A 17,713-nucleotide genomic window follows, 5' to 3' on the forward strand; every position below is an offset into this window, starting at 1 on the left:
GAAGCGGATGAATCGGTGATTGCGGGTCTGGACTATTGGCGCACCCTCCCGGTCAAGCAACAGCCCGAATGGCCGGACCAGAACGCGGTCGACACCGTGTCCCGTGAGATCGCCTCCTTCCCGCCGCTCGTGTTCGCCGGCGAGGTCGACAACCTGCGCACCCGCCTGGCCGAGGCGGCGAACGGCCACGCCTTCCTCCTGCAGGGTGGGGACTGCGCCGAGACCTTCGCGGGGGCGACCGCCGACCAGATCAAAGACCGGGTGAAGACCGTTCTGCAGATGGCGGTGGTGCTCACCTACGGCGCGTCGATGCCGGTCATCAAGATGGGCCGCATGGCGGGTCAGTTCGCCAAGCCGCGCTCGAGCGACACCGAGACGCGCAACGGGGTGACCCTGCCGGCCTACCGCGGCGACATCGTGAACGGCTACGACTTCACCCCCGAATCGCGCACCGCGAACCCGAACCGGATGCTCGACGGCTACCACGTGGCCGCCTCGACCCTCAACCTCATCCGCGCCTTCACCCAGGGCGGTTTCGCCGACCTGCGCCAGGTGCACACCTGGAACAAGGGGTTCACCTCGAACCCGGCCAACGTGCGCTACGAGCAGCTGGCCGGCGAGATCGACCGCGCGGTGAAGTTCATGGTGGCCTGCGGCGCCGACTTCGAAGCGCTGAAGCGCACCGAGTTCTACGTCAGCCACGAGGCGCTGCTGTTCGACTACGAGCGCCCGATGACGCGCATCGACTCGCGCACGGGTCTGCCGTACAACACGTCGAGCCACTTCGTCTGGATCGGGGAGCGCACCCGCGACCTCGACGGCGCCCACGTCGACTTCCTCTCCCGCGTGCGCAACCCGATCGGCGTCAAGCTCGGCCCGACGACCACCGGTGACGACGTGCTGCGGCTGATCGACAAGCTCGACCCGAATCGGGAACCGGGCCGCCTGACGTTCATCACGCGCATGGGCGCGGGCAAGATCCGGGATGCGCTGCCGCCGCTGCTCGAGACGGTGAAGGCGAGCGACGCGACGCCGCTCTGGGTCACCGACCCGATGCACGGCAACGGCCTCACCACACCCAACGGTTACAAGACCCGTCGATTCGACGACGTGGTCGACGAGGTCAAGGGCTTCTTCGAGGCGCACCGCGCCGTCGGCACGCATCCGGGCGGCATCCACGTGGAGCTCACGGGCGACGACGTGACGGAGTGCCTCGGCGGCTCGGAGCACATCGACGAGGCGACCCTGGCCACGCGCTACGAGTCGCTCTGCGACCCGCGCCTGAACCACATGCAGTCGCTCGAGCTCGCGTTCCTGGTGGCCGAGGAGCTCAAGGTCCGCTGAGTCGCCCGGTCAGAGGAACGAGACCGTGATCGTCGATCCCTTCGGCACCGAGGTGCCGGGGGCGGGGTTCGTGCCGGTGACGCGCACGAGCCCCGGCGCGAGGTCGGCGCCGAAGTTGTAGTCGAGCGAGAAGCCGGCGTCGAGGAGCGTCTGCTTCGCCTTGTCCCAGGTCTGGTTGATGACGTCGGGGACGGGGACCGGCGCCGGGCCACGTGACACGTTGAGCGTGACCGACGCCCCGGGCACCATGGGGTCGGCCGAGTTGACGGCCTCGTACACCTGGCCCTCGGGGATGGTGTCGTTGAAGTCCTGCGAGCCGTCGACGCCGACGAGACCGACACCGGAGAGCGTCGCCTTCGCCTCGTCGAGCGTCTGACCGACCACGTCGGGCACCGGTCCGAGTGAGACGACGAGAGTCACCGGCTGCTGCTCGCCGTATTCGGCGCCCAGCGGATTGCCGTCGGCGCCGAGCGCTGCGAGCACGGCCCCCGAGTCGGTGTCGCCGTTGAACTGCGTCTGCGGGTCAGTGACCGTGAATCCGGCGCCCTGCAGTGCCGCGGTGGCTGCGGCCTGGTCCATTCCGGAGAGGTCGGGCACCGGGATCATCGCCGGACCGGTCGACACGAGCACCGACACCGCCGAGCCGTTGCGCACGGAACTGCCGCCCGTCGGGTCGGTGCCGATCACCGTCCCGGCCGGTACCGTGACGCTCGACTGGTTCGCCGGCGTGGCCTCGAGGCCGAGGGCGGTGAGGGTGGCGACGGCCGAGTCGGGTTGTTGCCCCGCGACATCCGGAATCGTGGTCATGGCGCCCGGCCCGGCACCGAAGTACCAGGCGCTCCCGCCGAGGGCCGCGGCGAGCACGAGCACCAGGGCGAAGATCCAGAACCCGCGCCGCCGCCGCGACGACGACTTGCGCGCCAGCCGCTCCTTCGGGCCCTCCGGCGGCTTCGGGCCGCCGGGGGAGCGCACCGGGGTTCCGTAGACGGTGGTGGCCGAGGTCGCCTCGGGCGCGATGGTGAGCACGGGGTCGGTGCGGCGCCGCGCCTCGAGCACCTGGGTCTGCGCCTGATCGAGGTCGGCGTCGAAGGTGTCGGGCGGCAGCACCATGGTGCGCTGGGTCGACGCCGCCGACGGACGTGCGCTCACGATCTCGATCTCGGCGGTGCGCAGGCGCTCGAGCATCTCCCGCGCATCCGTCGGCCGGTCGTCGGGTTCTTTGGCCGTCGCCCAGAGCACCAGGTCGTCGAGTTGCTCGGGCACGGCGGCGTTGGCCGCACTCGGCACCGGCATCGGGTCGTTGGCGTGCTGGAAGGCGATCTGCATCGGCTGGTCGCCGACGTACGGCTGGGCACCGACCAGCATCTCGTACATCATGATGCCGGCGGCGTAGATGTCGCTGCGCGCATCGGCCGTGCCCCGGGTGAGGAGCTCGGGGGAGAGATAGGCGATGGTGCCGAGCAGCGCCTGCCCGGTGGCGGTGTTCGCCGAGACCGCCCGGGCCAGACCGAAGTCGCTGATCTTGATGCGCCCGTCGTCGGCCAGCAGCACGTTCTCGGGCTTGAGGTCGCGGTGCACGATGCCGGCCTTGTGGGCGGCGGCGAGGCCGCCGAGCACCGCGTCCATCACATCGACCGTCTGCTCGGTGGTGAGCCGTTGGCGGTCTTTCAGGAGGTCGCGCAGCGTCATGCCGGGCAGGTACTCCATGACGAGGTAGGCCATGTCGCTGTCCTGGCCCTGGTCGAACACGTTCACGACGTTCGGATGCGCGAGCCGGGCCGCCGAGCGGGCCTCCTGCACGAAGCGCTCCTTGAACACGGCGTCGTCGGCCAGATGACCGTGCATGATCTTGATCGCGACCTGGCGCTCCAGCCGCAGATCGGTGGCGAGGTACACCGTCGCCATGCCGCCCCGCGCGATGCGCGACCGCACCTGATAGCGGCCGTCGATGAGACGTCCGATCATGGGGTCGGGAGGGGCGGTGGTCACGCTTCGAGTTTAGGGAGCGCGATATCCACTTAGCCGCATAGACACCGAGTGGATGCGGTTCCGACACCCATCTTTATCTTTTCGTGACGGAACGGGATTGCCCGGTCGACGCGGATGCGTGGCAATCTTGATGCGTGACTGATCTGCCCACCACCGAGTGGTTGACCGTTCCCGACCTCGTCGATCTCCTGGGGCTCACACCGAGCAAGGTGCGCCGCCTGATCGAGGATCGCCACCTCGTCGCCACCCGTCGCGACGGCGTGCTCTCGGTGCCGGCCAGCTTCCTCAAAGACGGGGAGCCGTTGACCGAGCTCCGTGGCACGGTCATCCTGCTCGCCGACAACCACTTCAGCGACGACGAGATCGTGGACTGGTTGCTCTCGCCCAACGATCTGCTCGACGTACCGCCCATCGAGGCGCTGCGCGCCGGCCGCAAGACCGAGGTGCGCCGGGTGGCGCAGGCGCTCGCGTTCTGAGCTCTCGCGTCAGGCCGCGCTCCCCGCGTCAGGTCTCGCGCTGCGTGATGCGGCGCGCGAGCGATGCGAGCTCGGCGCGCGCCGTGTCGCCGATCGGCGCCCGCTCGAGTTCGGCCAGAGCGTCCTGAACGCGCTCGGCGATCATCGACTCGACGGTCGACAGCGCCCCGGTGTCGCGCATGGTCTGCTGCAGCATCCGGATCTGCCGGTCGTCGAGGTCGGGGTCGCCGATCAGTTCGTCGAACAGGCGCCGGGCGGACGGATCGAGCTTGGCTCGGGTGAGCGAGACGAGCACGGTGCGCTTGCCCTCGCGCAGGTCGTCACCGCTCGGCTTGCCGGTGCGCTCCGCGTCGCCGAACACCCCGAGCACGTCGTCGCGCAGCTGGAACGCGATGCCGAGCGGCAGGCCGAAACGGCGCAGAGCGTCGAGTTGCAGCGCGGACGCGCCCCGCAGTGAGGCGCCGATCACGAGCGGGGCCTCGACGCTGTACTTCGCCGACTTGTAGACGATGACCCGTTCGGCCCGCTCGAGCGATCGAGCCGGATCGACGGTGGCCCAGGCACGCTCCTCGAGCAGGTCGAGGTATTGCCCCAGCGTGACCTCGGTGCGCATGACGTCGACGGCCTCGCGGGTGGCACTGAGCGTCTGCACCGACGGTGCGTGCAACACCGCCCGCGAGATGAGCTCGTCGCTCCAGGCCAGGAGGAGGTCGCCCAGCAGGATGGCGCTGCCCTCGCCGAAGCTGCGCGCGGGCCCGCGCCAGTTCTCCTCGTGGTGCAGCGCCTCGAAGCGACGGTGCGCCGCGGGCATCCCGCGCCGGGTGTCGGAGTTGTCGATGATGTCGTCGTGCACCAGGGCTGCGGCGTGGAAGAGCTCGAGTCCGGCGCACAGATCGACGAGGGCGTCGAGCTCTGCTTCGCCCGGCACGGCGGTCGCGGTGTTCGCCGGCGAGACGGCGCGCCAGCCCCAATAGCAGAACTGGGCGCGGAACCGTTTTCCGCCGCTGAGAAGATCCCTTGAGAACTGCGCGAAGGGACGGAGCTCGAGCGCGATGCGGACGACAATGGAATCACGAGATGCAAGGAATTCGGTGATTCGTGCGTCGACGAGATTGACCAGGCGCGGGCTTTCCATCACCCGCCTAGCCTAGCCAGACTGCGCGCACTACAATCAGCACTACCACGCATCGGTCCCGAGCCTGAGGTGAAATAGGATGCCGCTTTCGGAGCAAGAACAGAGACTCCTCGATGAGATGGAGCGCAGCCTCTACCACAACGATGCCGATTTCGTGTCGGCCGTCGGCGGTGGCCGGGGTCGATTGAACTACGGCGCCCTGGTGCTGGGCATCCTCGTGGGAATCCTCGGCCTCGGAATCGTCATCGGCGGCGTCATCTTCCATCAGCCGGTCATCGGGCTGGTCGGCTTCGTGATCATGTTCGGCGGGGTGTTGCTCGCGCTCCGGCGGAGCAAGCGCGGCCGCGGTGCACCCGCGACCGCGAGCGGCTCGGCCGGTGCATCCGGCGCCTCGGGCGCGGCGCGCAGCTCCGGCTCGGCGTCGTCGAACAAGTCCGGGTTCATGGACCGCTTGAACGACCGCTGGGAGCGTCGCGACGACCGCGAGGACTGACCCTCCACTTCGCTCCCCTCGATGAAGACCGGCCTTCGGGCCGGTCTTTTTTTGTGTCCGCGGGCGCCCCGGATGCCTCCGGCCCCTCCATTTCCCTCCACCTGGTAATTCCGCGTCATTACTGGGCTCTTGATGCGATACGGCGCGCCCAACAGGCCAAATCCGTTGATTGGTGGTGGAGAGTGGAGTAAAGTGGAGCAACGGCCCACGATGCCGGCCGATCGAGCGAAGGGGAGGGTGATGTTCCTTGGCACCTACGCCCCCAAGCTCGACGAGAAAGGGCGCATCATCCTGCCGGCGAAGTTCCGTGACGAACTGGCCGGGGGAGTCGTCATGACCCGTGGCCAGGAGAACTGCATCTACGTGTTCTCGACGCGTGAGTTCGAGGAGCTGCACGAGAAGATCCGGCAGGCTCCGGTCACCAGCAAGCAGGCGCGCGACTACCTCCGCGTGTTCCTCTCCGGCGCCAGCGCCGAGACGCCCGACAAGCAGCACCGCGTCACGGTGCCGGCCGCGCTCCGCAGCTACGCGAAACTCGACCGCGATCTCGTCGTGATCGGTGCGGGCAGCCGCGCCGAGATCTGGGACGCGGAGGCCTGGAACAACTACCTCGCGGCCCAGGAGGCCGCCTTCTCCGAGACCGACGAGGAGGTGATCCCGGGCCTGTTCTGAGTCGTGGCCCCTGACTCCCAGCCGTTCGAGCCCTGGCGCACTTCCCCGGCGCCAGGTCGGAATGGATGGGGATCAGGGGGCACGAACCAGATGCAGCGGATGCTCATGACCGACTACTCCGAGATCCACACCTCCGTGCTGCTCGAGCGCTGCCTCGAATTGCTCGCGCCGGCACTCGGCAGACCCGGCGCGGTGTTCGTCGACTGCACGCTCGGCCTCGGGGGTCACTCCGAGGCCTTTCTGCGCGCGTTCCCCGAACTGCACCTCGTGGGCCTCGATCGAGACCCGAACGCCCTCCGTCTGGCCGGCGAGCGGCTCGAGCCCTATGCCTCCCGCATCGACCTGGTGCACTGCACCTACGACGAGATCGATGAAGCGCTCGAGAGCCTCGGCATCGACGCGGTCGACGGCATCCTGTTCGACCTCGGCGTCTCGTCGATGCAGCTCGACCAGGTCGAGCGCGGCTTCTCCTACTCGAAGGATGCGCCGCTCGACATGCGCATGGACGACACGGCGGAGTTCACCGCCGCCGAGATCGTCGCGACCTACTCCGAGGCCGACCTCCGCCGCATCTTCCGCGACTACGGCGAGGAGAAGCTCGCCGACCGCTACGCCCGCCGCATCGTGGCGGAGCGGGCCAACGGCCCGATCCTCCGCTCCGGTCAGCTGGTCGACATCATCCAGGCCGCGACTCCGGCGAAGTTCTCGAACCAGGGCCACCCGGCGAAGCGGGTGTTCCAGGCGTTGCGCATCGAGGTGAACGCGGAACTCGCGGTGCTGGAGCGCGCCCTCCCGCGGGCCATCGACGCTCTCGTCGTGGGCGGCCGCATCGTGGTGCTCGCCTTCCAGTCGCTCGAAGACCGCATCGTGAAGCGCGAGCTGCAGGCGCGCGCCCAGTCCACCGCACCGGCCGGCCTGCCGGTCGAACTGCCCGAACACCGCCCCGAGCTCAAACTGCTCGTGCGCGGCGCCGAACTCGCCGACGACGAGGAGCGCGCGCGCAACCCGCGGGCCATCCCCGTGCGGCTCCGCGCGGCCGAGAAGATCAGGAGGATCGCGTGACGAATCTGGCCGGCGCCTACATGGCTCGCCCGCGAACCGCCCTCGGCGGCGCTGCGGCCGCCGCCGCGACCGTACCGCAGGGGGGAGCGGACGCGCATCCGCTCGCCGATCTGCCGGAGATCACCCGGCACATCGAGATCGTGCCCACCCGCACGCAGAAGCGGGCGCGACCGAAGCTCGCCTACGCGGCCGTGGTGGTGACCGGGGTGCTCGCCATCGTGGTGACCCAGCTGCTGCTGTCGATCGGGCTCTCCGACGGCGCCTACGAGATCTCCTCGCTGCAGTCGCAGCAGAAAGAGCTCGACCGCAGCAACCAGGTGCTCACCGAGCAGTTCGACAAGCTCTCCTCGCCGCAGAACCTCGCGGCCAGCGCCGAGTCACTCGGCATGGTGGCCAACAGCGCCCCCGTCTACCTGCGCCTCTCCGACGGAGCGGTGCTCGGCTCGCCCGTCGCGGCGGCCGGCTCTTCGGTCACGGGCGGTCAGGCGCTCGTGCCGAACTCCCTCCTGACGCCCCCGACGGTCGCCGCAGGCACCGCCGGGGCGTCGGGAACCCCCGCCGCCGGCGGCACGGACACCGCGAGCGCGCCTCCCGCGCCGGAGGCCCAGCCCGACGTACCGTGGCAGGGTGCGCTTCCCTCTCCGACCACGCGATGACCTCGCTCGCGTGACCGCAACACGATCCGACCCGCTGGAGACCTGAGTGAACGCATCCGCCAGCCGCAGCACCCGCCGTCGCGCCACCGTCGCCGTGTTCGGGGTGGTCGCCGTGGTGGCGGTGTTCGTGGTGCGGCTCGTGACCATCCAGGTGGTGCAGGCCGACACCCTGAACGCCGCCTCCTTCGACAAGCTCTCGGCCTCGAACGTGATCTACGGTCCGCGTGGCGACATCGTCGACGACGACGGCACCGTGCTCGCCACGACGGTGCTGCGCTACGACGTGACCGCGTCACCGAAGTCGGTCACCGATTTCGACCGCACGGATGACGCGGGCACCACCACCACGGTCACTCCCACCCAGGCGGCCGGCGAGATCGCGGCCATCACCGGGCAGACGCCCGAGCAGGTCTACGGCATCCTCACCGCCGACCCGTCGTCGAACTTCGCCTACGTGGTGCAGGGCATCGACGTGGATGCATTCCGCGCCATCCGTGACCTCGACATCCCCTGGCTCTACTACGAGTCCAACCCCGTTCGGACGTACCCGAACGGCGCGGTCGCCGGCAGCATCGTCGGCTTCATGGGGGAGGATGCCGACGGCAACCCCACCGGCAGCGCGGGCGTCGAGCAGCTCGACAACCAGTGCCTGGCCGGCAGCAACGGGCTCGAGACCTACGAGCGCGGCGCCGACGGGGTCGCCATCCCGGGCAGCACCGTCACCACCACACCGGCGAAGCCCGGTGGCACCGCCGTGCTCACCCTCGACAGCGACCTGCAGTGGTTCTCGCAGCAGGCGCTCGCCGCGCGGGTGCAGGAGACCGGCGCCGCCTGGGGCACCGTGGTGGTGCAGGAGGTCAAGACGGGGAAGCTCCTCGCCGTCGCCGACTACCCGAGCGTCGACCCGAACAACATCGACGGCACGCCCGCCGAGAACCGCGGCTCGATCGCGTTCCAGGCGCCGTTCGAGCCGGGCTCGACCTTCAAGGCGCTCACCGCCGCATCCGTGCTCGACGCCGGCCTCGCGAACGTCGGCACCCAAGTGGAGTCGCCTTACATCTACACGGATGCGAACGGCGCGTCGACCCGCGACAGCGAGTTCCACGTCGACCCGCTACGGCTGACCTTCGCCGGCGTCATCCAGGAGTCCTCCAACACCGGAACGGCGATCCTCGGCGAGATGCTGACGCCCCAGCAGCGCTTCGACTACATGACGAAGTTCCACATCGGCTCCTCCAGCGAGGTCGGCTTCCCGGCCGAGTCGGGCGGCATCCTGCACCCGTGGGACGAGTGGGACGACCAGACCAACCTCACCACCACCTTCGGCCAGGGCCTCGCGACCACGGCGGTGCAGATGGCGAGCGTGTACCAGGCGCTCGGCAACGGGGGCGTGCGGCTGCCGGTGCAGCTCGTATCGGGCTGCAAGCAGGCCGACGGCACCATGACGCAGGTTCCGGATGCGACGGGCGAGCAGGTCGTGTCGCCCCAGGCCGCGACCGACACGATCCACATGCTGGAGACCGTGGCGACCGGCGGTTACGCCTCGGCCGACCTCCAGATCCCGGGCTACCGGGTGGCGGCGAAGACCGGTACCGCGCAGATGAGCGACGGCTCCGGAGCCTACGGCGACAGCTACATCACCTCGCTCGCCGGGCTCGCTCCGGCCGACGACCCGCAGTACGTCGTTTCGGTGACCATCGCGAAGCCCGTTACCATTGAGAACGGTTTGGCGGCGGCACCGGTCTTTCAGAAGATCATGTCGCAGGTTCTGAAAGAGCACCGGGTTCTGCCTTCCACGGAGCCCAGTCCGAACCTCCCGACGACGTATTGAGCAAGGAGACCAGTGACTGATCGGGTTTCCTCGGCTCTTCGCCCGGAGCATCCCATCGCTCGGTCGCTGCCGCACCTCGTCGAAGACTTCGGCTTCGAGCAGGTCGGTCCGCCGGTTTCCGACGTGGTCTCCGGCATCACGCTCTCCTCGCGCGACGTGATGCCCGGCGACCTCTACGTGGGGCTCAAGGGCAAACGCTTCCACGGGGCGTCGTTCGCCACGGCTGCCCGCGAGGCCGGTGCGGTCGCCGTGCTCACCGACGAGGAGGGGGTCGCGCTCGCGCTCGAGTCCGGCCTGCCCGTCATCGTCACCCCCGAACCGCGGCTCGCGCTCGGCGAACTGGCCGCCTGGATCTACCGCACCCGCGAGGAGCCGCCGACCCTGTTCGGCGTCACCGGCACCAACGGCAAGACGAGCGTGGCCTATCTGCTCGAGGCGATCCTGCGCCAGCTCGGCATCGTGGCCGGGCTCAGCACCACGGCCGAGCGCCGCATCGGCGATGTCGCGATCGTGTCGAAGCTCACCACGCCCGAGGCCACCGAGATCCACGCCATGCTCGCCAGGATGCGCGAGGCGCACGTGCGTGCGGTCATCCTCGAGGTCTCGGCGCAGGCGATCACGCAGCACCGGGTCGACGGCATCGTGTTCGACGTCGTCGGCTTCACGAACCTCACCCACGACCACCTCGACGACTACGAGACCATGGAGGTCTACTACGAGGCGAAGCGGGAGCTGTTCCAGCCCGACCGCGCCCGGCGCGGCGTCGTGATCGTCGACGGGGAGTGGGGCGCCCGCCTCGCCTCCGAGTCGCGCATCCCGCTCACCACCATCTCCACCGCTGTCGACTCGGATGCGGAGTGGACGCTGGTGATCGACGAGGAGACCGCCGACCGCACGGCCTTCACCCTCCGCGGACCCGAGCGGCGGGAGCTCTCGACCTCGGTTCCGCTCCTCGGCAGCTACATGGCGGCGAACGCGGCCCTGGCCATCGTCATGCTCGTGGAGTCCGGATTCGACCTCGGCGCCATCGCCCACGCCCTGAACGAGCCCACCGTCGACGACGACGGGCGGCACGGCGAGCTCGACGAGGACCGTACGCCGGGCATCGACGTCTACATCCCCGGCCGGGCCGAGAAGATCTCCGGCGAGCACGGTCCCGTGGTGTACATCGACTACGGCCACAGCCCGGATGCCTTCACCAGCACCCTGCAGTCGATCCGCCGCGTCACCGACGGCCGCATCATCATGGTGTTCGGCGCCGACGGCGACCGTGACCCGTCCAAGCGCGAGGAGATGGGCGCGATCGCGGCCCGGTTGGCCGACGCCGTCGTCGTGACCGACTTCCACCCGCGGTACGAAGACCCCGAGGCCATCCGCCGCGTGCTGCTGGATGCGGCCCGCGCTGCGGTGCCCGAGCGCGAACTCCACGAGGTGGCCGAGCCCCGCGCCGCCTTCCGCAAGGCGCTCTCGCTCGCCGAGGAGGGTGACGTGATCCTCTACGCCGGTCCCGGGCACGAGAACTACCACGAGGTCGCGGGGGAGCGGATTCCCTACTCCGCCCGCGACGACGCGCGCAATGCGCTGCAGGAACACGGATGGCTCTGACGACATGCTCGATCTCACTCTGACCGAGATCGCGGAGGCGCTTCAGGGCGAACTCGTGATCACCGACGCGGCCGCGCAGGCCGGGTACGACCCGCAGACGGTCGTGAACGGATCGGTCGACACCGACTCCCGACTGATCGGGGCGGGCGACATCTTCGTGGCCAAGCGCGGCGAGTTCGACGACGGGCACCGCTTCGTGCCCGCCGCCGTCGAGGCGGGCGCGGCGCTCGTGGTGGTGGAGCATCCGTTCGAGCTGGCCGTGCCGCAGGTGGTCGTGGCCGACTCCGTGCTCGCGCTCGGTCAATTCGCGACCGACGTCGTGGCCCGCGTGCGCGCCGGAGGCGAGCTGCGGGTGGTCGGCATCACCGGGTCCAACGGCAAGACCACCACGAAGAACCTCTTGCGCGCCATCCTCGAACGGGTGGGGGAGACGGTCGCGCCGCGCGACTCGTTCAACAACGAGGTCGGTGCGCCCCTGACCATGCTGAAGCTGACGCCCGCGAGCCGGTTCTTGGTGGCCGAGATGGGCGCCAGCGGCAAGGGCGAGATCACCCGGCTGATCCGGATGGCCAAGCCCGACGTGGGCGTCGTGCTCACGGTGGGCCTCGCGCACGCCGGTGAATTCGGCGGCATCGAGGTCACGCTCGCCACCAAGACCGAGATGGTGCAGGACCTCGAGCCCACCGACGTGGCCGTGCTGAACATCGACGACCCGCGGGTGGCCGGCATGGCGGCGAAGACCGCCGCGCGCGTGCTCTGGTTCGGGCTCTCCGACGGCGCGGCGGTGCGGGCATCCGACATCGACGCGACCGCGGCGGGGACGTCGTTCCAGCTGCACCTGCCCGACGGGTCGGCGCAGACCGTGCGCTTCGCCGTGCTCGGCGAGCACCACGTGATGAACGCGCTGGCCGCGGCTGCGGCCGCTCACACCCTCGGTGTGCCCCTCGTCGACATCGTCGCCGGGCTCGAGGCCGTCACCCGGGCCGAGCGCTGGCGCATGGAGGTGCTGGGCGGCAAGGACGGCGTCACCGTCATCAACGACGCCTACAACGCCAGCCCCGACTCCATGGCGGCCGCCCTCAAGACCGTCGCGCTGATCGCGGCGCCCGGGCAGCGCACCACCGCCGTGCTCGGCGAGATGAGCGAGCTCGGCCCGTACTCGGTGGAGGAACACGACCGCATCGGGCGCATGGTGGTGCGGTTCAACATCCACCGCCTGATCGTGGTCGGCGAGGGCGCCCGCGCCATCCATCTCGCGGCCGAGCACGAGGGCTCGTGGGGCGGCGAAGCGGTGTTCGTCGAGACCGCTGACGAGGCCTACGAGCTGATCGCGGCCGACACGCGCCCGAACGACCTCATCCTGGTGAAGTCGTCGAATTCGGCCGGCCTCCGCTTCCTCGGCGACCGCATCGCCGAGGCCAACACGATCGCGGAGGCCGACGCATGATCACTCTGCTCGCCTCCGCCTCGCTGTCGCTGGCCTTCTCGCTGTTTTTGACGCCGGTGTTCATCCGCATGTTCAAGCGGTTCGCCTGGGGTCAGTTCATCAACGTCGACACCCCGGATGCGCACCACGTCAAGCGCGGGACGCCCACCATGGGCGGCATCGTCATCATCCTCGCGGTGCTGTTCGGCTACTTCGTCTCGGCGCTGCTCACGCAGGAGCCACCGACGATCTCCGGTCTCCTGGTGCTTTTCCTGATGACCGGGCTCGGGGTGGTCGGGTTCATCGACGACTTCCTCAAGGTGCACAAGGAGCGCAGCCTCGGGCTCAGCCCGGTGGCGAAGATCGTGGGGCAGGTCATCGTCGGCATCGTGTTCGCGCTGCTGGCCATCCAGTTCCCGAACAAGCAGGGCGAGACGCCCGCGTCGACCCAGATCTCCTTCATCCGCGACCTGCCGTTCGACTTCCTCTCCTGGGGGCTGATCGCCGGCACCATCGCGTTCGTGATCTGGATCTGCATCATGGTCATGACCACCTCCAACGCGGTGAACCTCACGGACGGGCTCGACGGGCTGGCGCCGGGGTCGTCGATCCTCGCCATCGGCTCCTTCGTCATCATCGGGTTCTGGCAGTTCAACCAGTCCTGCGCGAGCACCACCCTCGACACCGACGTGCTCGACAAGTGCTACGACGTGCGCGACCCGCTCGACCTCGCGGTCGTCGCGGCGACCGTCGTCGGGGCGCTCATCGGCTTCCTCTGGTGGAACACCAACCCGGCCAAGATCTTCCTCGGCGACACCGGGTCGCTCGCCCTCGGCGGTGCGCTGGCCGCCCTCGCGATCCTCGCCCGCACCGAGCTCCTGCTCATCCTGATCGGCGGCATCTTCGTGATCGTGGCGGGGCAGGTGGCGGTGCAGCTGAGCTACTTCAAGCTCACCAAGGGCAAACGCATCTGGCGGGCGAGCCCGTTGCACCACCACTTCGAGATGAAGGGCTGGGCCGAGGTCACCATCGTGGTGCGGTTCTGGATCATCGCGGGCCTGTTCGTGGCCGGGGCCGTGGGGTCGTTCTACCTCGAGTGGCTGTCTCGATGACCCGATCGGTCGACGACCTCCGCAGCTGGCACGCCGACTGGTCGGGCGTGCGGGTGGCGGTGCTCGGGCTCGGGGTGACCGGGTTCTCGGTGGCCGACACGCTCACCGAGCTCGGCGCATCCGTGCTCGTCGTCGCAGCCGCTGCCAAGAAGGAGTACGCCGACCTCGTTCCGGTGATCGGCGCGCGCCTGGTGCTCGCGCCGGCGGGCGAGGTGCCGGCCGACCTCGTCGACTTCGAACCCGAGCTCGTGGTGGCCTCGCCCGGCTACCACCCCGACGACGCGCTGCTGGTCTGGGCCGAGGCGGCCGGCCTGCCGGTCTGGGGCGACGTGGAGCTCGCCTGGCGGGTGCGCGACAAGGTGCTGCGGCCCGACGGCCGGCCTGCTGACTGGATCGCGGTCACCGGCACGAACGGCAAGACCACCACGGTGCAGCTCACCGCCGCGATGCTGCTGGCGGCCGGCAACCGGGTGGCGCCGTGCGGCAACATCGGCATCCCGGTGCTCGACGCGGTGCGCGACCCGGGAGGCTTCGACGTGCTCGTGGTCGAGCTGTCGAGCTACCAGCTGCACTCGACCTCGAGCATGTCGCCGTGGGCATCCGTGGTGCTGAACGTGGCCGACGACCACCTCGACTGGCACGGCTCGTTCGAGGCCTACGCCGCGGCGAAGGCGCGCGTCTACTCCGCCACCCAGGTCGCCTGCGTCTACAACAAGGCCGACGAGCTGACCATGCGCATGGTCGAGGAGGCCGAGGTGGTCGAGGGCGCCCGCGCCATCGGCTTCGGGCTCGGAGTGCCGGGGCCGAGCGACTTCGGGGTGGTCGACGGCATCCTGGTCGACCGCGCCTTCCTCGACGAGCGGCGCGATTCCGCGCTCGAACTGGTCACCGTCGACGAATTGCGGATGCGCGGACTCGCCGCCCCGCACACCGTCGCCGACGTGCTCGCCGCCGCTGCCCTCGCGCGCAGCCACGGGGCGCCGATCCCGGCCATCCGCCAGGCACTCGCCGCCTTCTCGCTCGACCGGCACCGCATCGAGCACGTGGTGACCGCCGGCGGTGTCACCTGGGTCGACGACTCGAAGGCCACGAATCCGCACGCCGCGGGGGCGTCGCTCACGGCGTATCCGTCGATCGTGTGGGTGGTGGGGGGTCTCCTCAAAGGGGTCGACATCGATCCACTGGTCGCTGCATCCGTCGGCGGGCCGGGCAGCCGCGTGCGCGCCGTCGTGGTGATCGGAGTCGACCGCTCGGCGGTGCTCGCCTCCATTGCACGACACGCGCCGGAGCTGCCGGTGTTCGAGGTCGACCACGCGGAGACTAGTGACGTAATGACCGACGCGGTCGCCCTGGCGGCAGCGGCGGCCCGGCCCGGAGACGTCGTGCTGCTGGCACCGGCGGCGGCCTCGATGGACCAGTTCGCAGACTATGCCGACCGCGGAGAACGTTTCGCGGCGGCGGTGCGCAAGCACGTGGGAGGTAATGACGGTGACGACACCCTCCCGGGCCCTTCCGCGATTCGGCCGTAGCGGCGCGGGGTCTCGCTCGGGCGCCGCGGGTGCCTCGACCACCTCCGGCACCCACGCCGCTCGCATCTCGCTCGGGCAGGTGTTCACCGCCGAGTCGAGCAACTACTTCCTGCTGCTCGGCACCACCCTCTTCCTGGTGCTGCTCGGGCTCGTCATGGTGCTCTCCTCCAGTTCGATCGACTCCTTCACCGAGCGCCAGGGCTTCTTCGGCGTGTTCTGGAAGCAGGGGCTGTTCGCGCTGATCGGCATCCCGCTCATGCTCGTGGTGTCGCGGCTGCCCATCCGGTTCTTCAAACGCTGGGCCTGGGTGGCCATCTTCACGGCCATCGGCGTGCAACTGCTCGTGTTCACGCCGCTCGGCGACGAGGTGGGCGGCAACCTCAACTGGATCGCGATCGGCGGCTACACGTTCCAGCCCTCCGAGCTGGTGAAGCTCGCGCTCGTGATCTGGATGGGCGCGATCCTCGCCAAGAAGGAGGCGCTGCTCGGCAAGATCGGGCACGTCGCCATCCCCGTGCTGCCGGTCGCGGGCGGTGCCATCGTGCTGGTGCTCCTCGGCGGCGACCTCGGTACCGTCATGATCATGGCGGGTCTGGTCTTCGGCGCGCTGTTCTTCGCCGGCATCAAACTCCGGATGTTCGTGCTGCCGCTGCTCGCCGGAGCCCTCATCGCCGTGGTGGTCGCGTTCTCGAGCGAGAGCCGCACCTCGCGCATCATGTCGTTCCTGAACGGCACCGGCGCCGACTACCAGGGCGCCGACTGGCAGGCGCAGCACGGCGAGTGGGCTTTGGCCGGCGGCGGGATCTTCGGCGTCGGTCTCGGCAATTCCAAGGCGAAGTGGTCGTGGCTGCCCGCGGCCGACAACGACTACATCTTCGCCATCATCGGCGAAGAGCTCGGGCTCGTGGGCGCGATCGTGGTGCTGCTGCTGTTCATCGCGTTGGCCATCGCGTTCGTGCGGATCATCCGTTCCTCCCGGGACATGTTCTCGAGAGTGGTGACCGGGGCCGTCATGGTGTGGCTGATCGGGCAGGCGTTCGTCAACATCGCCGTCGTGCTCGGAGTGCTGCCGGTGCTCGGTGTGCCGTTGCCGCTCATCTCGTCGGGTGGCTCGGCGCTGCTCACGACCCTCGCCGCCATCGGGATCGTGCTTGCGATCGCGCGCGAGAACGGCCGCGCCGACGCCCAGGCGGGTGTGCGGACGCGATGACCGCGTACCTGCTCGCCGGCGGCGGCACCGCGGGTCACGTCAACCCGCTGCTGGCCACGGCCGACGAACTGCGCCGCCGCGACCCGGGCGCCACCATCCTCGTGCTCGGCACGGCGGAGGGGCTCGAGGCCCGGCTGGTGCCCGCCCGCGGCTACGAGCTCGTCACCATCCCGAAGCTGCCGTTCCCGCGACGCCCGAACGGCGCGGCACTGCGGTTCCCCGGCGCTCTGCGCCGCACCATCGCGCAGGTGACCGACATCATCCGCTCGCGGGGCATCGACGTGGTGGTGGGGTTCGGCGGGTACGCGTCGGCCCCGGGCTACCTGGCGGCGCGACGCGCGAAGGTGCCGTTCGTCATCCATGAGGCCAACGCCAAGCCCGGGCTCGCGAACCGGCTGGGCGCGCGGTACTCGCCGTGGGTGGCGGTGAGCTTCGCGGCGACGCCGCTGCCGCACGCGGAGCTCACCGGCATGCCGCTGCGTTCCGAGGTGACCGCCCTCGCCGACCCCGCGGTGCGGGCGACCGCCCGCTCGGCGGCGCACGAGTTCTTCGGGCTCGACCCGGCGCGGCCGACTCTGCTCGTGACCGGGGGATCGCTCGGCGCGCGGCGCATCAACGCCACGGTGCACGCATCCGCCCGGGCGTTCACGCACGCCGGCTGGAACGTGCTGCACATCGCGGGCAACCGCTCCGAGGTCGACGACCCGGAGCTGCCCGGATACGTCTTCCTCGAGTACTGCGACCGGATGGACCTCGCCCTCGCCGTGGCCGACTTCGCCCTGTCCCGTGCCGGGGCCTCGACGCTGTGCGAGTTCGCGGTGGTGGGTGTCCCGGGTGTGCTCGTGCCGTACCCCGTTGGCAACGGCGAGCAGCGCTTCAACGCGCGCGACCTCGTGACGGCGGGCGGGGCGATCCTGGTGGCCGACGAGGAGTTCCTGCCGGCGTGGGTTGATCGCGAGGTGGTTCCGCTGCTGGCAGACAGGTCACGGGTCGCCGCGATGGCGGCGGCGGCGCGGAGCGTCGGCATCCCCGACGCGGCAGAACGACTGGTGTCGCTGATCGAGCGCGCGCTGGAGGGTGGGCCCGGGCCCGCACCCTCGCCCCGTGACACGGGGGGCTCGGCGTGAGCGTAACGTTGTGTGGGTCTGTTCGTCGTGAAATGAGTGTGAACCC

15 protein-coding genes are annotated in these 17,713 nt (G+C 69.8%); 13 read left to right on the forward strand and 2 right to left on the reverse strand.

From position 1 onward, the window contains the following. Positions 1-15: 15 nt before the first annotated feature. The gene (locus AC3WLB_RS14785) at positions 16-1,344 is read left to right on the forward strand and encodes a class II 3-deoxy-7-phosphoheptulonate synthase (RefSeq protein WP_492507197.1); all 1,329 of its coding nucleotides are present in this window, start codon (positions 16-18) and stop codon (positions 1,342-1,344) included. A 9-nt stretch (positions 1,345-1,353) separates the two neighbouring features. Here AC3WLB_RS14785 and pknB read toward each other — a convergent pair whose 3' ends face one another. Next, positions 1,354-3,333 (reverse strand): Stk1 family PASTA domain-containing Ser/Thr kinase, encoded by a 1,980-nt coding sequence (pknB, locus tag AC3WLB_RS14790; RefSeq protein WP_492507199.1) that lies wholly within the window; start codon positions 3,331-3,333, stop codon positions 1,354-1,356. Positions 3,334-3,467: 134 nt separating this feature from the next. On the opposite strand from pknB, the gene AC3WLB_RS14795 reads away from it, so the two are divergent. Continuing rightward, complete coding sequence (locus AC3WLB_RS14795) at positions 3,468-3,809, forward strand: Rv2175c family DNA-binding protein (protein WP_022896780.1); 342 nt, start codon at positions 3,468-3,470, stop codon at positions 3,807-3,809. Between the two features lie 28 nt (positions 3,810-3,837). Here AC3WLB_RS14795 and AC3WLB_RS14800 read toward each other — a convergent pair whose 3' ends face one another. Then, positions 3,838-4,947 carry a polyprenyl synthetase family protein gene (locus AC3WLB_RS14800; protein ID WP_492507201.1) on the reverse strand — a complete coding sequence of 370 codons (1,110 nt, stop codon included), beginning with the start codon at positions 4,945-4,947 and terminating at the stop codon, positions 3,838-3,840. 76 nt (positions 4,948-5,023) lie between these two features. Between AC3WLB_RS14800 and AC3WLB_RS14805 the strand changes: the two genes are divergently transcribed. The 11 genes from AC3WLB_RS14805 (at position 5,024) to AC3WLB_RS14855 (ending at position 17,667) form a co-directional block, all read left to right on the forward strand. Next, entirely contained in the window at positions 5,024-5,437 is a 414-nt protein-coding gene (locus AC3WLB_RS14805; protein ID WP_492507203.1) for an SCO2097 family morphological protein, read from the forward strand. A gap of 240 nt (positions 5,438-5,677) precedes the next feature. Continuing rightward, positions 5,678-6,109 carry a division/cell wall cluster transcriptional repressor MraZ gene (mraZ, locus tag AC3WLB_RS14810; RefSeq protein ID WP_022896777.1) on the forward strand — a complete coding sequence of 144 codons (432 nt, stop codon included), beginning with the start codon at positions 5,678-5,680 and terminating at the stop codon, positions 6,107-6,109. Positions 6,110-6,214: 105 nt separating this feature from the next. Continuing rightward, positions 6,215-7,171, forward strand: coding sequence for a 16S rRNA (cytosine(1402)-N(4))-methyltransferase RsmH (rsmH, locus tag AC3WLB_RS14815; protein ID WP_492507205.1), 957 nt, complete (start codon positions 6,215-6,217; stop codon positions 7,169-7,171). Beyond that, positions 7,168-7,827 (forward strand): cell division protein FtsL, encoded by a 660-nt coding sequence (gene ftsL / locus AC3WLB_RS14820; protein ID WP_492507207.1) that lies wholly within the window; start codon positions 7,168-7,170, stop codon positions 7,825-7,827. Before rsmH ends, ftsL begins: the two co-directional genes overlap by 4 nt. Positions 7,828-7,873: 46 nt before the next feature. Next, entirely contained in the window at positions 7,874-9,658 is a 1,785-nt protein-coding gene (locus AC3WLB_RS14825) for a peptidoglycan D,D-transpeptidase FtsI family protein (RefSeq protein WP_492507209.1), read from the forward strand. A 12-nt stretch (positions 9,659-9,670) separates the two neighbouring features. Further along, positions 9,671-11,263, forward strand: coding sequence for a Mur ligase family protein (locus tag AC3WLB_RS14830; protein ID WP_492507211.1), 1,593 nt, complete (start codon positions 9,671-9,673; stop codon positions 11,261-11,263). 4 nt (positions 11,264-11,267) lie between these two features. Beyond that, positions 11,268-12,710 (forward strand): UDP-N-acetylmuramoyl-tripeptide--D-alanyl-D-alanine ligase, encoded by a 1,443-nt coding sequence (locus tag AC3WLB_RS14835; protein WP_492507213.1) that lies wholly within the window; start codon positions 11,268-11,270, stop codon positions 12,708-12,710. Beyond that, on the forward strand, positions 12,707-13,801 hold the full coding sequence (gene mraY / locus AC3WLB_RS14840; protein WP_022898411.1) for a phospho-N-acetylmuramoyl-pentapeptide-transferase: 1,095 nt from the start codon (positions 12,707-12,709) through the stop codon (positions 13,799-13,801). The genes AC3WLB_RS14835 and mraY overlap by 4 nt, the downstream gene beginning before the upstream one ends. Beyond that, positions 13,798-15,330, forward strand: a complete 1,533-nt coding sequence (gene murD / locus AC3WLB_RS14845; RefSeq protein WP_492507215.1) for a UDP-N-acetylmuramoyl-L-alanine--D-glutamate ligase — start codon at positions 13,798-13,800, stop codon at positions 15,328-15,330. The genes mraY and murD overlap by 4 nt, the downstream gene beginning before the upstream one ends. After that, a complete protein-coding gene (gene ftsW / locus AC3WLB_RS14850; protein WP_492507217.1) occupies positions 15,284-16,540 on the forward strand; it encodes a putative lipid II flippase FtsW in 1,257 nt (418 codons plus the stop codon). Before murD ends, ftsW begins: the two co-directional genes overlap by 47 nt. Continuing rightward, on the forward strand, positions 16,537-17,667 hold the full coding sequence (locus AC3WLB_RS14855; RefSeq protein ID WP_492507219.1) for a UDP-N-acetylglucosamine--N-acetylmuramyl-(pentapeptide) pyrophosphoryl-undecaprenol N-acetylglucosamine transferase: 1,131 nt from the start codon (positions 16,537-16,539) through the stop codon (positions 17,665-17,667). The genes ftsW and AC3WLB_RS14855 overlap by 4 nt, the downstream gene beginning before the upstream one ends. Positions 17,668-17,713: the final 46 nt, after the last annotated feature.

It is taken from the genome of Herbiconiux sp. FW305-C-125 (assembly GCF_058783455.1).

Bases quoted from the DNA above. Each gene is read 5' to 3' on its own strand.
- mraZ (WP_022896777.1), top strand. From the start codon at position 5,678: ATGTTCCTTGGCACCTACGCCCCCAAGCTCGACGAGAAAGGGCGCATC.
- rsmH (WP_492507205.1), top strand. From the start codon at position 6,215: ATGACCGACTACTCCGAGATCCACACCTCCGTGCTGCTCGAGCGCTGC.
- AC3WLB_RS14805 (WP_492507203.1), top strand. From the start codon at position 5,024: ATGCCGCTTTCGGAGCAAGAACAGAGACTCCTCGATGAGATGGAGCGC.
- AC3WLB_RS14855 (WP_492507219.1), top strand. From the start codon at position 16,537: ATGACCGCGTACCTGCTCGCCGGCGGCGGCACCGCGGGTCACGTCAAC.
- murD (WP_492507215.1), top strand. From the start codon at position 13,798: ATGACCCGATCGGTCGACGACCTCCGCAGCTGGCACGCCGACTGGTCG.
- mraY (WP_022898411.1), top strand. From the start codon at position 12,707: ATGATCACTCTGCTCGCCTCCGCCTCGCTGTCGCTGGCCTTCTCGCTG.
- AC3WLB_RS14835 (WP_492507213.1), top strand. From the start codon at position 11,268: ATGCTCGATCTCACTCTGACCGAGATCGCGGAGGCGCTTCAGGGCGAA.
- ftsW (WP_492507217.1), top strand. From the start codon at position 15,284: ATGACGGTGACGACACCCTCCCGGGCCCTTCCGCGATTCGGCCGTAGC.